Origin of the sequence: Streptomyces sp. NPDC001914 (assembly GCF_042891215.1) — a bacterium.
Lineage (GTDB): Bacteria > Actinomycetota > Actinomycetes > Streptomycetales > Streptomycetaceae > Streptomyces.
Window position 1 is genome coordinate 17,070 of the sequence record NZ_JBIASW010000025.1, and the last position, 13,026, is coordinate 30,095.

Here is a 13,026-nt window from a genome sequence, read left to right on the forward strand (position 1 = left end):
TCCTGGTGCGACGTCTGACACCGGCGCTCCTCGCCCTGGCCGCCGTCCTGCTCGGCTGCTCCTCCGGGAGCGGTGCGGGTGAGGACGGTGGCCGGGCCGGGACCCAGAAGTCCCCCGCCGCCACCGCAGCGGCCAGGGGTGGTACGGCGGCCGAACGCTCGCCCACGTTCACCGACCGCCTGCCCATCGCGCGATACAGCTATACCGAGGCCGAGAGCACGGCGATCGAGTCGGCCCAGCAGATACTGACGCGGCGGTGCATGCGCACGTTCGGGATCGCGTACGAGCCGCCCGCACCCGTGCCCGGCACCCCCGAGCCCGCCGAACGCCGCTATGGACTGTCGAGCGCGGCCGAGGCGGCCCGCCTCGGCTACCACCCGGACCGCGACGCCGCCTCACCCAGCGACCGGACCGACCTGTCCGAGGACGCCCTCCTCGTGTTCTACGGGCGGCGCGGCGGGGAACGCAGCGGCGGGGAGAGGATCACGTACAAGGGCAGGACCGTTCCGGTGGACGGCTGTTACGGCCAGGCCGTCGGGACGCTCGCGAAGAGGTACGACGATGGGGCGGGCGCGGCGGTCGCGAGCCGTATCGCCTCCGACAGCTACCAGGATTCCCTGGCCGATCCTTTGGTGAAGGACGGATTCGGTAAGTGGTCCCAGTGCATGCGGGGTTCCGGATTCCGATACACAACTCCCATGGATCCGCTCGACAAGCGGGCCTTCCAGGGCAGGGAGATCTCGGCGGAGGAGAAGGAGACCGCGACCGCGGACGTCCGGTGCAAGGAGGAGACGGGGCTGCTGGACATCTGGTTCAACGCGGAATCCCGGATCCAGAGGTCGGCGATCGAGGGGAACAAGAAGGCTCTGGAAAGGCTGCGCGGGGCTCACCAGGAGAAGGCGGACGCGGCGCGGCTCATCGTCGCTCGGGGCCGATAGCCGGAAAGGCCGATAGCCGGAGAGTGAGTGCAGGGCGCGCTCACTCAGCCGAGCAGTGTCAGGAGCACCTCGTCGACTTCCTCGCCTCGTCCGTTCGCGAAACCCCGATCGTGGCCGGTGACCACGAATCCGCACTTCTCCAGGACCCGGATGGAACCGGCGTTGTCCGCGACCGCGCGGGCGTACAGCGGGCGCGCGGCCTCGAGACGCAGCAGTTCGCGCAGCGCGACCGTTGCGACTCCGCGACCCCAGTACTGTCGCCCGATCCAGTACGTGACCTCGCGTTCCTCGGGCGGGCCGTACACGGAGGCGTGGCCGACGACCTCGCCGTTCTCGCCGACGACGGTGCGCAGGAGGACCGCCGGGTTCTGGCGGATCCGTGCCCAGTGAGCGGTGAAGTAGTCGCTGTCCGTGGGGTCCTTGGCAGTGAACGCCGCCATCCGGATCCCTTCGGGATCGCTCATCTGCGTGAAGAAGACGGGCAGGTCGGCGTCGCTCGTTTCTCGCAGCGTTACGTCCATCGGAGCCTCCCGGCTGGTGGTCGTGGGCGGTCGGTCCATCGCGCGGAGCCTTCTCGATCATTCCAGGCGATGCCGGCCGCCGAGGGCGTTTCACGACTTCGGCCGGCCGCGGCCCGATGGCGCGGGGTTCACCCGGAAGGAGGCAGGCTCCACGGATGTTTCCGGCCGGAAGGCCGCGTCGCGCCGTACTTCCGGGCGCGCGCACCACACGTCCGTTAGGTTTTGCATGTCCGCTATACACCCTTACGGCATGCTGACCCGAGGAGCCCCGTTATGACCTCGTTCCCGACCGATCTCTCCCCCCTGAGCGGCCGCTACACCATCGACGCCGCACACAGCCGTGTCGGCTTCGTGGCCCGGCACGCGATGGTCACCAAGGTACGTGGGGCGTTCACCGAGTTCGAGGGCAGCGCAAACTTCGACGGCGCCGACCCGTCCCGGTCGGGGGGCAAGGTGACCATCCAGGCCAAGAGCGTGGACACCCGCAACGCCGATCGCGACAAGCATCTGCGCAGCAACGACTTCCTCAACATGGACGAGTACCCGCAGATCACGTTCGTCTCCACGGCCGTCCACCGCAGCGGCGACAGCAGCTTCGACGTCACCGGAGATCTCACCATCAAGGACGTCACGAAGTCGGTGACCATCCCCTTCATCTACGAGGGCACCGCCACCGACCCGTTCGGCAACGTCCGCGTCGGCCTGGAAGGCTCGCTCACGATCAACCGCAAGGACTACAACGTCATCTGGAACGCCGCGCTGGAGACCGGCGGTGTCCTGGTGAGCGAGAAGATCCAGCTGGAGTTCGAGATCTCCGCGATCAAGGACGCCTGACGGGTTCTCGTTCCGCCGTCCCTCCGCCCTCCTCCTTCACCCGTCCTGCCAGGGCCGCCCCCGGCTCCCGGCAGGACGTCACAGGTTGAGCGCTCGTTGCATGGAGTCGCGCACTCAGTGGTCCATCTCTTTCGCCAGGTGCCGGCTGAGAACCTCTCGTCGCCGGGCCGGGAGGCGCCAACCCTGCGCAGTGGGCTCCGTCATCAGGATGGCCGCCAGGGCGCGGACGCCGGGGACCGGATCTGCGAGTGCCGTGACGAGAAGGTCTCGGCCGTGATCGCCCTGAGCGGCCAGGGCGCGGAGGATCGCCTCCCGGACGGCCGGGTGGGGCTCCGCGATCAGCGCCCGCGACAGCGCTTCCGGTGTCCCGTCAGGACGCAGTCGAGCCACCGCTCGTACGAGGACAGGAAGTCGGAGTCGGTGTGAAAGCGGGGGCGAAGAATCCCTCTGTGTTGACCTCGACCAGGCGCCCGCGCCCCGTCCGGAGCGCCGGGACGGTACGCCGGCCGGACGGCCGGGGCACCGGCTTCACCGCGACCGTCAATGATCGCTCCCGCCGTACAACCATTTGACCTCGGGTGATGTCGTAGAGCGCAGTCGATCATTCACAGGTCGATCACAGCACGTTCTCGACGACGGAGACCCATGCACGCCAGACATACCGCTCTCGCTGCCGCCGTGGCCCTCGCGGCAGCGGTCGGCACTTCGCTCCTGACGGCCCCCGCGGCCTCGGGGGCTCCCGCCAAGCTGTCCGACGACTTCAACGGCGACGGCTACCGCGACCTCGTCATGCTGGGCGGCTCGCACGGCAAGGACGGCCGGGTCACCGTCGTCTACGGCACCTCGGCCGGTCCCGGCACCCGCGTCCAGGTCATCCACCAGGACTCGGCGGGCATCCCGGGCGCGGTGGAGGCGGACGACGGGTGGGGAACGGCCGCAACCTCGGCCGACCTCGACCGCGACGGCTACGCGGACCTCGTCGTCTCCTCGCCCGGCGAGGACGTCGGCGACGTGCAGATGCGCGGCGGGCTGACCGTCGTCTGGGGCAGTGCGAAGGGCCTCGGCTCGGGCACGGCCTTCAACTCGCCGGTCCCGCAGGAGTACGCGGGTTCGGGTGACGCGTTCGGCGAGGACGTGGTGTCCGGCGACTTCGACGGCGACGGGGACCAGGACCTGGCCGTCACCAGCAACAGCCGCGCGGGCGTGGTCCTCCTGAAGGGCCCCTTCACCCGTACCGGCGGCAAGAGCGGCTGGGACTCCCTCGGCAACTCCTACGGCCTCCTGTGGGCCCCCAATCTGGTCGCCGGCCGGGTCACCGCCGACGGTGCCACCGACCTGTACGTCCTCGGCGCCGACCTCCAGCGCAACACCGACTCGGACCTGCGGGCCTACTTCCACCGCGGTGGCAGCACCTTCACGCAGAACGCGGGCGAGATACGGGTGCCCGACGACGCCGGCCACCAGGGCGGCGACATCCTCTCCGTCGGCGACTTCGACAAGGACGGCTACGGCGACCTCGCCATCGGCCGCGGCTACGAGACGGACGACAGCGAGCGCGGTTACGTGACCGTCCAGTACGGCGGCCCGAACGGTCCCGACACCGCTCGCAAGCCGGTCAAGTTCACCCAGAACACCACCGGCGTGCCGGGCTCCTCCGAGAACGAGGACTACTTCGGCTCGGCCGTCGCCGCCGGTGACGTCAACGGCGACGGTTACGCGGACCTCGCCGTGGGCGCCCGGGGCGAGGATCTCGGCACCAAGCGTGACGCCGGCGCGGTCACCGTGCTCTTCGGCCGTGCGGGCGGCCTGTCCGGCACCGGCGCCAAGTCCTACACGCAGGACACCTCCGGCATCACCGGCACCGCCGAGACCCAGGACCAGTTCGGCTCCCACCTCAAGCTCACCGACTACACCCGCGACGGTCGCGCCGACCTCGTGATCGACACCAACGAGCAGCTGGGTTACGAGGACCGCTGGGGCCTCGTCCACCTGCTGAAGGGGTCCGGCTCGGGGATCACGACGACGGGCTCGAAGTCGTACTCCGTGACGTCGCTGAAGCTGTCGTACGCACGGCTGGGCGGTCCGTTCTCACGCTGAGCCCGCTGACGGCAGGTCGCGGACAGCGGACGGCGGACCACGGACCGCGGAGCACGAACCGCCGCCGACCGCCGAATCGTGATCGACAGCAAGCCCCCGCCGCCGGAACCGAGCCGGTGGGCGGGGGCGCCCGGTGAGCGGACGCACCGATCATGCAGCAGGCGGCTCACGACACCTCGGGTCGCGACGCCGCGTCCAGGGTGATCGTGCACAGTCTCTTGGTGGCGCGCGTCAGGGCGACGTACAGGTCGCGCTCGCCGCTGGTGCGGGCCGCGGTGATCTCCTCCGGGGCGACGATCACGATGGCGTCGAACTCCAGGCCGCGGGCCTCGGACGCCGGCACCAGGCGTGCCCACTGGGCGACACCGGCGGATGTCATCTCCTCGAGCCGGTCGTCCGCGCAGATGACGGCGAGGAGTTCGTCCGGGTGGGCCGCGGCCTGCTCCCGGAGTTCCGCGGCCACCGCCGTGGCGATCGTGTGCGGTGTCGCGGTGAGAGAGCGGGGCGCCTCCCCGTGGCGGATCGACCGGCTCGGCGTCTGCCCGGGTGCGATCCGCGACAGAAGGCCGTGGGTGGTCGCCAGGATCTCCTGCGTCGTGCGGTAGCTGACGGTCAGGGTGTGCAGGGCGAACCGGCTGCCGAGGTGGGGGCCCAGCGCCTGGTACCAGTCGCTCGCCACCGTCGCGGCGCCGGCCTGGGCGAAGTCGCCCACCAGGGTCATCGACTTGGCCGGGCACCGGCGCATCACCATCCGCCACTGCATGGCGGTCAGCTCTTGGGCCTCGTCGACCACGACATGCCCGTACGACCGCTCCGGCGGCCCGTCCACCAGGGCCGCGGCCTCGTCCAGGAGCGGTAGATCGGCGTCGGTCCACGGGGCGCCGGCGGGACGCAGCAGCCGGGACCGTTCGTCGCCGGTGAGCGACGCCAGGTGTCTCGTCATCGCGCGGGTGTCCGCCAGCAGGGTTCGGACGACCTCTTCGGGCGTCAGCCGCGGCCAGAGGGCTTCCACCGCACCGTCGACGTGGGCGTCGTCCATGAGGTTCGCACGGACGGTCTCGGCGTCGAAGACCTCGGCCGGGTCGGGGGCCGGAGCTCCGTCGAAGCCGAGCGCCCGCAGGTCGGCGGCGGCCGCGGCATCGAGATCCATGCCCGTGCTGCCGGCGATCTCGGCGTCGATGCGTTCAAGGGTCTCGACGGCGCCGCGCTCCAGGACGCCCGTGACCGCGCCGATCAGGTACTCCTTGAACACCTCCCGGGCGCCGTTGTGCGCCAGGCCGCTCGCCGTCGCGGCCTCCCGCGCGGCCGCGACGTCCACGCTCTCCAGGTGGACCCGCTCCTGTCCGACACGCACCGTGAAGCCGCCTTCGGCCGCCTGCAGGGAGTGCACCAGGTCCGCGAGCGCCTCCGCCAGCGCGAAACTTCCCTTGAGGCGCGCGCCATCGAACGGCTCCACGGCCGCGGGCACCACCCCGGACAGCTCCGCGCAGGTCGCCAGGAGCACATCGTTCTCCCCCAGCGAGGGGAGTACCTGCGACACGTAGTCGAGGAACCGCGTGTTCGGCCCGAGCACCAGCACACCCCGCGCGGCGGCGCCGGGGAACGCGTAGAGCACGTACGCCGCCCGGTGCAGCGCGACCACCGTCTTGCCCGTGCCGGGGCCGCCCTGCACCACCGTCACCCCACGATGCGGGGACCGGACGATCGCGTCCTGTTCCGCCTGCAGCGTCGCCACCGCCGAACGCATCCGTCCCGTGCGCCGTGCCTCCAGCGCCTCGGTCAGGGGACCGTCGCCGATGACGTCGTCGACGGCGGCCGCGGATCCGTCCAGGAGCTCGTCGCTCACCGTGCGTACGGCACGGTCCTCGACGCGGAGATGACGGCGCCGCCGCAGCCCCATCGGATGGACGGCCGTCGCCTCGTAGAAGGGCCGCGCCGCGTCCGCCCGCCAGTCGACGAGCAGCGGCACGTCCCGGTCGTCCACGTGCAGCCCGACGCGTCCGATGTGCAGAGCGGTTCCGTCCGCCGCGTCGATCCGGCCGAACGCCAGCCCGTCCTCGGCGCCCTCCAGCCGGCGAAGGCTACGCGCCAGGCGCTCCGCGGCGACATCGCGCTCGTACACCTCGCCCGCGCTGCCGGCCGGCGACCTGAGCACGTCCGTCAACTGTGCCCGTACGTCGGCCAATCGCTCGTCGAGCAGCCCGTACATCGCGGCGACGTGCGCCTGTTCCGCATCAACCTGTCCCGCGGCACCCTCGTTGAACTGCGGCAACAGCGGTCCTCTCCTCGACTCGGCCCTCCACTATGCAACAGGCCCGCTCGGCAAACGTGTGAACCCGTACCGCGCCGCTCGCGCAGCGGCGCGCCGCGCTGTCCCCCGTCACCCCTTCCCTTTTAGCTGGGTACGTTCTCGCAGCTCAGGACCTGCTTCGAAGGGATGCTCGATGGACGCCACCACCCTCGACCAGTTGAAGGCCCAGTACCGCGAGAGCGGCGCCCGGGCCGGCATCAGGCTGGACGACACCGAGATGCGGAAGGCCATCTCGCTCCTCCCCCACCAGGGACCCGTCGTCAAGACCCCCGGTGTGGAACTCCGTTACATCGAGGGCCTGCTGCGGCTGCCTCTCGATTCCGTCGTCGAGTTCTCCCTCATCCGCGCCTACGGCGAGCCACGCTGCCCATGCGGCCGGACACCGACCGCGATGGACATCGTCGCCCACGCCGTCGGCCACAAGGTGCACGACGAACAGCTCCTGCGCGACACCGTGATCGGCGTGTACAACGTGTTCGAGTTCGCCGACGACGGGCGCACGGCGCCGTGCCACCGGTGCGGCCGGGAGTTCACGGCCACCAGCTACTGGACCCACAACTACCTGTACGCCTGACGGGTCTCAACCCGCGGACTTCGCAGGTGCGGGCCTCCGACTTCAGGGGCACGGGGCTCCGGCTTCAGGGGTACGGGCCTCAAGGCTCAGCCGTACGGGCTTCAGGCCTTGGCCGAACCCCAGCCCCAGTTGCGGCAGTCGGCGTCGCAGTGGGCCACACCGACCGTGGCCCTCAGCACCACGGAACCCTCGTCGGCCGGAAGGATGCCGTCGGCGAGCGTCTCCCGTCTCAGTTCGTGTACGAAGCGGCCGTCGGCGCCGTTCGGCAGCTGCACCACGACGAACTGACTGACGCCATCGCTGCGGGCCGCGTCGAGGACCAGTTCCTTGAGACGGGAGACCTGGTCGGCCTGTGCCGCGAGATCTCGCACACCGGTCTGCTGTCCGTCCGTCAGCTGGAAGCGTTCCTCGACCATGGCGACGAGGTCGTCCAGGCCGTCCGGCTCCTCTCCGGCCGCGACACGACGGGTCAGATCGTTGAGTTCGATCACCAGGGCACTCGGTCCGAAGCGGCCCTTTTCCCAGTTCATCCGTTTCTCCTTCGAAAGCACTTCGTCGGTTCCTCGGTTCTGCGCTTCTGCGGTTCTGCGGTTCTGCAGTCGGTTCTGCGGTCTGCGGTTCATGGGTTCTGGGGTTCTGGGGATCCTCAGTACCTCGCCAAGACGAGCGTCGACATCAGGCCGCCGAGTCCGAACGAATTCGAGATCGCGACGTCCGCCGTCGCGGCACGTGCCCGATGGGGGATGACGTCGAGTTCGCACAGCGGATCGAGTTCGTCGACGTTGATGGTCGGCGGAAGCTGTTTCGTGTGCAGGGCCAGGGCGGTTATCGCCGCTTCGAGAGCGCCAGCGGCACCCAGAAGGTGACCCGTCATCGACTTCGTGGAGGAGACGGGCGGGGGAACCCGGCCGAAGACAGTCCTGATCGCACGGGCCTCGGCGAGGTCACCGACAGGTGTCGAGGCCGCGTGGGCGTTCACATAACCGACGTCGGCCGGTGGGACTCCCGCGTCCGCCAACGCGGATTCCATCGAGCGGACGGCGCCCTCTCCGTCCGGTTGCGGGGCGATGAGGCTGTGGCCGTCCAGGGAATGCGCGTACCCGAGTATCTCGGCGAGCACCGGCGCTCCCCGCGCGGAGGCGGACGCGAGATCCTCCAGTACCAGGATGACGGAACCCTCACTGAACACGAAACCATCGCGTGTGCGCTCGAAGGGGCGGGAGGCGGCCGTGGGCGCGTCGTTGCGCCGGGACAGAGCGCGGGCGGAACAGAAGGCGCCCATGGAGAGGGGCGTCAGGGCCGCGTCCGTCCCTCCGGCCAGAACCACATCCGCGCGTCCGGACATGACCAGGTCGGTGGCGCGGCCGATCGCATGGGCTCCAGAGGCGCAGGCCGCGGCCAGGCACTCGACCGGGCCGAGCAGGCCGAACTCCATGGAGACGAAGGCGGCCGCGGAACTGGCCGCGCAGGAGACGTTGATCTCGGGCGGCACGGCCCTGACACCTCGGGACAGAAGGACGGCGATCTCGGTCTCCAGGCGCGACGTACCGCCGTAGGCGCTGCCGATCACCACACCGACCCGCCGGGGTTCGAGTTCGCCGACACGTAGATCGGCGTCGGCGAGCGCCAGGCGGGCTGCCTCGAAGGCGAGGTGGGTGAAGCGTTCGGCCTTGCGGGACTTCTGCGGGGGCAGGACGTCCGAGACGTCGAAGTCGTCGATCTGTCCGGCGATACGTGACGAGAGGGCCGACGCGTCGAAGCGGGTGAGCGGTCCTATCCCGGACCGGCCGGCGACGATGGACGCCCACAGTTCGTCGCGGCCGGTGCCGACGGACGTCACCGGCCCTATTCCCGTCACCGCGACGCGTCTCACGTTCTGACCTTGCTCATGACCACGTCGGCCGCGTCCTTGACGACCACCATGTGCCCGATGTCCTCGTCGAGGATCGTGACGCCGAAGCGTCCTTCGAACAGGGTCACCGCGGTCATGAGGTCCAGCGAGTCGAGCCCGAGGTCCCTGAACACATGCGACTCGGGAGTGATCTTCGAGCGGGGCACGCCCAACTCGTCGACGAGTACGTCCACCACCTGGTTGAACACTGCCTCGGAGCTTGTCGCTTCGGCCACGGCTTCCTCCCAGCTCTTCTGTCGCCTCTTTCCGCCCCGGTCCGCGGGGAGGACGTCGGACGGACGTCGTCCCGTCACCCAGGTCATCTGCGTCCCGCCGGTGAGGCGGCGGGTACGAACGGTCTTCCGTCGGGAGCGTCGGAGTCGGCCGCCACGGCGCACAGGCTCGGGGGCAACCTCTCCGGCACATCGCGTCGGCAGATCTCGTCGATGAGGCCAAGGAGTCGGGGCGGCCGGTCCGAACCCACCTCGAGGACGCTGTCGTAGCCGTCGGTCAAGGCCCTGGCGACCGCGTGACGAAAGCGCACCGGCTCGACGACGGAGCGCACCAGCAGGTCCCGCATCTCCTCCGGCCGCTCGACCCGACGGCCCGTCACACTGGAGTAGTACGGGACGCGGGGTGGGTCGAGGCGCATGTGCTCAAGTGCCCGTCCCAGGCGTTCCTGGACGGCCGCCATGTGCGGCGAGTGCGCTGCGAACGGAACGGGCAGAGTGCGCGTGCGCGTTGCACCGACCGCGCGCAGTCTCGGCGCCGCGAGCGCCAGGCCCTCGCCGGTACCGGCGAGCACGGTCTGGCCGGGACTGTTGTAGGCCGCGACATGGATGGACACCCCGCCGCGCAGCAGATCCTCACAGACTTCGGCCACGGCCTCGTTCGTCGCGCCGATGACGGCTGCCATGGCGGTCGATCCGTCGGCCAGACCGGCCATGGCCTGGCCCCGGATCACGGCGAGCCGGACGGCGTCGTCGAAGGAGAGGGATTCGGCCATGACCAGGGCGGCGTACTCTCCGAAGCTGTGCCCGAGCACGCCGTCGGGGCCCGCGCCCCTGTCGCGGCAGCCCTGGGCGGACGCGGTCTCGATGGTGAGGATCGCGGCCTGGACGACGGGCTGGTCCCAGCAGGCGGTGTCGTCGAGGAGGCACGCGGGAGCGAGATCGAGTCCGGCCACGGTGCGGACTCGCTCGAACAGCGCCGGCGCGGCCGCGAGGCCCGTACCCATGTGGGGCTGTTGTGCGCCCTGGCCGGCGAAGACCCACAGCGAGCCATTCCCGCCGCGACCGGCGGCGCTCCCGCCGTTCCTCGCGGACGTCTGGGACTCCGGGGCCGGAGGAGACGTGTTGTTTGATGACTGCCGCTCGGGAACGGGTGACTGCCGCTCCGGGACGGTCCGGGAGTGTCCGTACCGATGGAACATGACACCTCCTGCAGGGCTCGAGAGCTCGAGGAAGGGTGATGTCGCCCCGCCGTCGCGGGCGGCCGTGCCGCACGGCGCGGTGGCTGCGACTCCGTACGAGCGACTCCGCAAGAGACTCGATGCAGGTGCGGTGAATTCAGCGGCAGGCCGCTGCCGGCGACGGTGCACTCGCCACGCATTCATCTTGCGGGAAAGTGGGCACCGCTGCACGTCGAGACGGTCGCGGACAGGCTGTTCACCCATGCTTCCACCCATGGTTCTTCCAGCACAGCGCAGGTTGCCCGCCCCATCGCCATGTGCTTACGCGCAGGTGCCCACACGCGCGTGCCCACGCAGGTGCCCACACGCGCGTGCCCACGCAGGTGCCCACACGCGCGTGCCCACGCATGTGTCCACGCGCACGTGCGACCGCGCCTATGCGACCCCGCACGTGCGCGGTCGTCCTGCGCCCTGAGAACCCGTTGTCGGTGCCGTCCGCCATGATCTGACCCATGAACGACTTCGACACGGCTCCGCCTCCACCGCCCCCCGTCCGGGACGGCCATGCCATACGCGCCGCCCTCGGGGGTCTCGTCCACGTCCCGGACTGCTGGAACTCGGGCACCTTCGAGGACATCGAGCGCATCGGACGCTACGTCGAGGGCAGCCGGGCGCTCGATCCCGGCGAGCGGGAGATACATCTGTCGCCGGAGCGCACCATGTCGGAAATCCTGGCCAGTTGGGCGCCCGATCCGGAAGGACGGAAGGTCCGCCTTCCCGGGTCGGGCACCTGGACGGACGTCATCGGGCGCATGGGCGGGCTCGCACTGCGTGCGGCGTCTCCCGCGACCAGGCCGGAGCGCCGCGAAGTGGTGCTCGAATTCCTGGAGATGTGGGCGGGCACGCCGTTCGCCGATCCCGCCTACCGCTTCCGCGTGGGCCGGCTCGCCGAGCCGATGTCGTTCAACGCCCGTGACCACCAGGGTGTCTCGTTCGCTCTGCACCTTCCCGCAGGGCGCAGAACCGTCTTCTTCGAGGCCGTGCTGCCCGGCGCCGAGGCCGCCCCGCGCCCCGAGGAACCGCTCCACGTCGTGGACTGCCGGCACGCATGGGGCACTCCCGGGCAGCTACGGAACCTGGTCGAACTCGTCCGCGAGCGCGGCCCGGTCACCTGGGACGCGGACGCCGTCGTCGCCCTCAGCGAGGCGACCGGGATGAGCCGCCCCGCCGCGGCCCTCGTCCTGGCCGGCAACCCCGGCGCCGGAAGCTACTACATGCCCTTCCTCGACCAGCACGAACGAACCGTGCTCGGCTTCAAGCACGGCGAACTCGATTCGGCCCGCGAGGAGTTGTCGATGGGGGACGCGGGGCGGAGCGCCCTGCTCGCCGACGTGATGCCCGAGGACCCCGCGGACCTGTGGGAGCCGGGCGGCCTGGCCCGCGTCGCGGAGCGTACCGCCGCGGCGTGGGCGCAGCAGCGTGGGGCCCGTTCGACCCCGCCGTGGAGCACCTGGCAGGCCGCGGTCGCCCTGGACACCCGGATGCCGGCGGCCCACGTGTGTCATCTGTTCCTCGACTCGCCGAACTCCGCTGTGCCACGGAACTTCCGCCCCGCTGGCGGGCCCGGCGCCGCCGAGCAAGCCGGCCCGCGGACCCCGTGGAACATCACACGCCGTTACGAGGCCGACTTCCTCTTGGACGCGGTCTTCGCGGGCCTGGCGTGGGCATACCCGGACCTCCCCGCCGGGGATCCCGTACGCGAGCGGATGCCCGAAACCGTCCGGCATCTGCGCGAGTTGCTCGCCGCGAGCGACGTCGCGGCCGGGTTCCTCCACGAGAGCATGGCCCGCTACAGCGACGGGAACCGGCGCTCGGACTGGCTCACGGACGGCACCTGCGACCGCATCACCGCCCGCGTCGCCTCGGGCGATCTGGCCCCGGGCCGCTACGAGTCCGACCCGCGCGCCTGCGTCCCGGACCTGGTCGCCGAGGTCGCCGCCACCCTCGGTCTGTCCGAGGACGCCGCCGCCCTGTACCTCCAACTCCTGGTGCTCCCCGCGCCGTCGGACCGCAATGTACGGCGCTGGAACGCCTGGTCCCCGAAGCGCCACAAGGCGGCCGCGGAGGAGCTGACGGCGCGGGCTCTGGTGGTCGAGGACCGCAGAGCCCGCGCGGGACGCAGCCTCTTCCTGCCCGGGCCGTGGGCGCACGCCAAAAAGCCTCTGCCGCCGATGGAGTGCTGGAAAGCGCCGCTGATCGGGGCACAGTTGCAGTTCTCCGGGGACGAGGTGCGGACCTTCGAACTGCTGCCGGACACGCTTCCCGCGTTGTTCACCGAGGGCTGGCGGCTGGTCCGCGGGGGTCAGGGGCCGACCCCCTGACGGCGCGCGGTGGCTCGACGACACGCAGCGGCCCGACCGCCCGGCTCGGGGCGGTGACGCGAAGCAGG

The 13,026-nt window shown here is 70.7% G+C and carries 11 protein-coding genes; 5 read left to right on the top strand and 6 right to left on the bottom strand.

Going from position 1 to position 13,026, the window contains the following annotated elements; translation table 11 throughout:
- The first annotated feature begins 5 nt into the window (after positions 1–5).
- On the top strand, positions 6–938 hold the full coding sequence (locus ACFYYF_RS38735; protein WP_388783458.1) for a hypothetical protein: 933 nt from the start codon (positions 6–8) through the stop codon (positions 936–938).
- A gap of 44 nt (positions 939–982) precedes the next feature.
- On the opposite strand, the gene ACFYYF_RS38740 is transcribed toward ACFYYF_RS38735, so the two are convergent.
- Positions 983–1,459 (bottom strand): GNAT family N-acetyltransferase, encoded by a 477-nt coding sequence (locus tag ACFYYF_RS38740; protein WP_388783461.1) that lies wholly within the window; start codon positions 1,457–1,459, stop codon positions 983–985.
- A 273-nt stretch (positions 1,460–1,732) separates the two neighbouring features.
- Here ACFYYF_RS38740 and ACFYYF_RS38745 point away from each other — a divergent pair, with 273 nt between their 5' ends.
- Both ACFYYF_RS38745 and ACFYYF_RS38750 read left to right on the top strand, forming a co-directional pair.
- The gene (locus tag ACFYYF_RS38745; protein ID WP_361689330.1) at positions 1,733–2,293 is read left to right on the top strand and encodes a YceI family protein; all 561 of its coding nucleotides are present in this window, start codon (positions 1,733–1,735) and stop codon (positions 2,291–2,293) included.
- 645 nt (positions 2,294–2,938) lie between these two features.
- Entirely contained in the window at positions 2,939–4,390 is a 1,452-nt protein-coding gene (locus ACFYYF_RS38750; protein ID WP_388783465.1) for an FG-GAP and VCBS repeat-containing protein, read from the top strand.
- Positions 4,391–4,556: 166 nt separating this feature from the next.
- Here ACFYYF_RS38750 and ACFYYF_RS38755 read toward each other — a convergent pair whose 3' ends face one another.
- Positions 4,557–6,599 carry a HelD family protein gene (locus ACFYYF_RS38755; RefSeq protein ID WP_388783630.1) on the bottom strand — a complete coding sequence of 681 codons (2,043 nt, stop codon included), beginning with the start codon at positions 6,597–6,599 and terminating at the stop codon, positions 4,557–4,559.
- A gap of 235 nt (positions 6,600–6,834) precedes the next feature.
- Between ACFYYF_RS38755 and ACFYYF_RS38760 the strand changes: the two genes are divergently transcribed.
- A complete protein-coding gene (locus tag ACFYYF_RS38760; RefSeq protein WP_388783467.1) occupies positions 6,835–7,275 on the top strand; it encodes a hypothetical protein in 441 nt (146 codons plus the stop codon).
- 101 nt (positions 7,276–7,376) lie between these two features.
- Here ACFYYF_RS38760 and ACFYYF_RS38765 read toward each other — a convergent pair whose 3' ends face one another.
- The 4 genes from ACFYYF_RS38765 to ACFYYF_RS38780 form a co-directional block, all read right to left on the bottom strand.
- Positions 7,377–7,805: a hypothetical protein gene (locus ACFYYF_RS38765; protein WP_365488915.1), complete on the bottom strand. Its 429-nt coding sequence runs from the start codon at positions 7,803–7,805 to the stop codon at positions 7,377–7,379.
- A gap of 116 nt (positions 7,806–7,921) precedes the next feature.
- The gene (locus tag ACFYYF_RS38770; RefSeq protein ID WP_388783470.1) at positions 7,922–9,148 is read right to left on the bottom strand and encodes a beta-ketoacyl-[acyl-carrier-protein] synthase family protein; all 1,227 of its coding nucleotides are present in this window, start codon (positions 9,146–9,148) and stop codon (positions 7,922–7,924) included.
- Positions 9,145–9,402, bottom strand: coding sequence for an acyl carrier protein (locus tag ACFYYF_RS38775; protein ID WP_361689351.1), 258 nt, complete (start codon positions 9,400–9,402; stop codon positions 9,145–9,147). Before ACFYYF_RS38775 ends, ACFYYF_RS38770 begins: the two co-directional genes overlap by 4 nt.
- Before the next feature lie 83 nt (positions 9,403–9,485).
- Complete coding sequence (locus ACFYYF_RS38780; RefSeq protein ID WP_388783473.1) at positions 9,486–10,853, bottom strand: ACP S-malonyltransferase; 1,368 nt, start codon at positions 10,851–10,853, stop codon at positions 9,486–9,488.
- Positions 10,854–11,089: 236 nt separating this feature from the next.
- Between ACFYYF_RS38780 and ACFYYF_RS38785 the strand changes: the two genes are divergently transcribed.
- Complete coding sequence (locus ACFYYF_RS38785; RefSeq protein WP_388783476.1) at positions 11,090–12,958, top strand: hypothetical protein; 1,869 nt, start codon at positions 11,090–11,092, stop codon at positions 12,956–12,958.
- Positions 12,959–13,026: the final 68 nt, after the last annotated feature.

Coding starts and splice junctions, on each gene's coding strand:
- ACFYYF_RS38740 (WP_388783461.1), bottom strand. CDS start 1,459: ATGGACGTAACGCTGCGAGAAACGAGCGACGCCGACCTGCCCGTCTTC.
- ACFYYF_RS38785 (WP_388783476.1), top strand. CDS start 11,090: ATGAACGACTTCGACACGGCTCCGCCTCCACCGCCCCCCGTCCGGGAC.
- ACFYYF_RS38765 (WP_365488915.1), bottom strand. CDS start 7,805: ATGAACTGGGAAAAGGGCCGCTTCGGACCGAGTGCCCTGGTGATCGAA.
- ACFYYF_RS38780 (WP_388783473.1), bottom strand. CDS start 10,853: ATGGGTGGAAGCATGGGTGAACAGCCTGTCCGCGACCGTCTCGACGTG.
- ACFYYF_RS38750 (WP_388783465.1), top strand. CDS start 2,939: ATGCACGCCAGACATACCGCTCTCGCTGCCGCCGTGGCCCTCGCGGCA.
- ACFYYF_RS38745 (WP_361689330.1), top strand. CDS start 1,733: ATGACCTCGTTCCCGACCGATCTCTCCCCCCTGAGCGGCCGCTACACC.
- ACFYYF_RS38755 (WP_388783630.1), bottom strand. CDS start 6,599: ATGTACGGGCTGCTCGACGAGCGATTGGCCGACGTACGGGCACAGTTG.
- ACFYYF_RS38760 (WP_388783467.1), top strand. CDS start 6,835: ATGGACGCCACCACCCTCGACCAGTTGAAGGCCCAGTACCGCGAGAGC.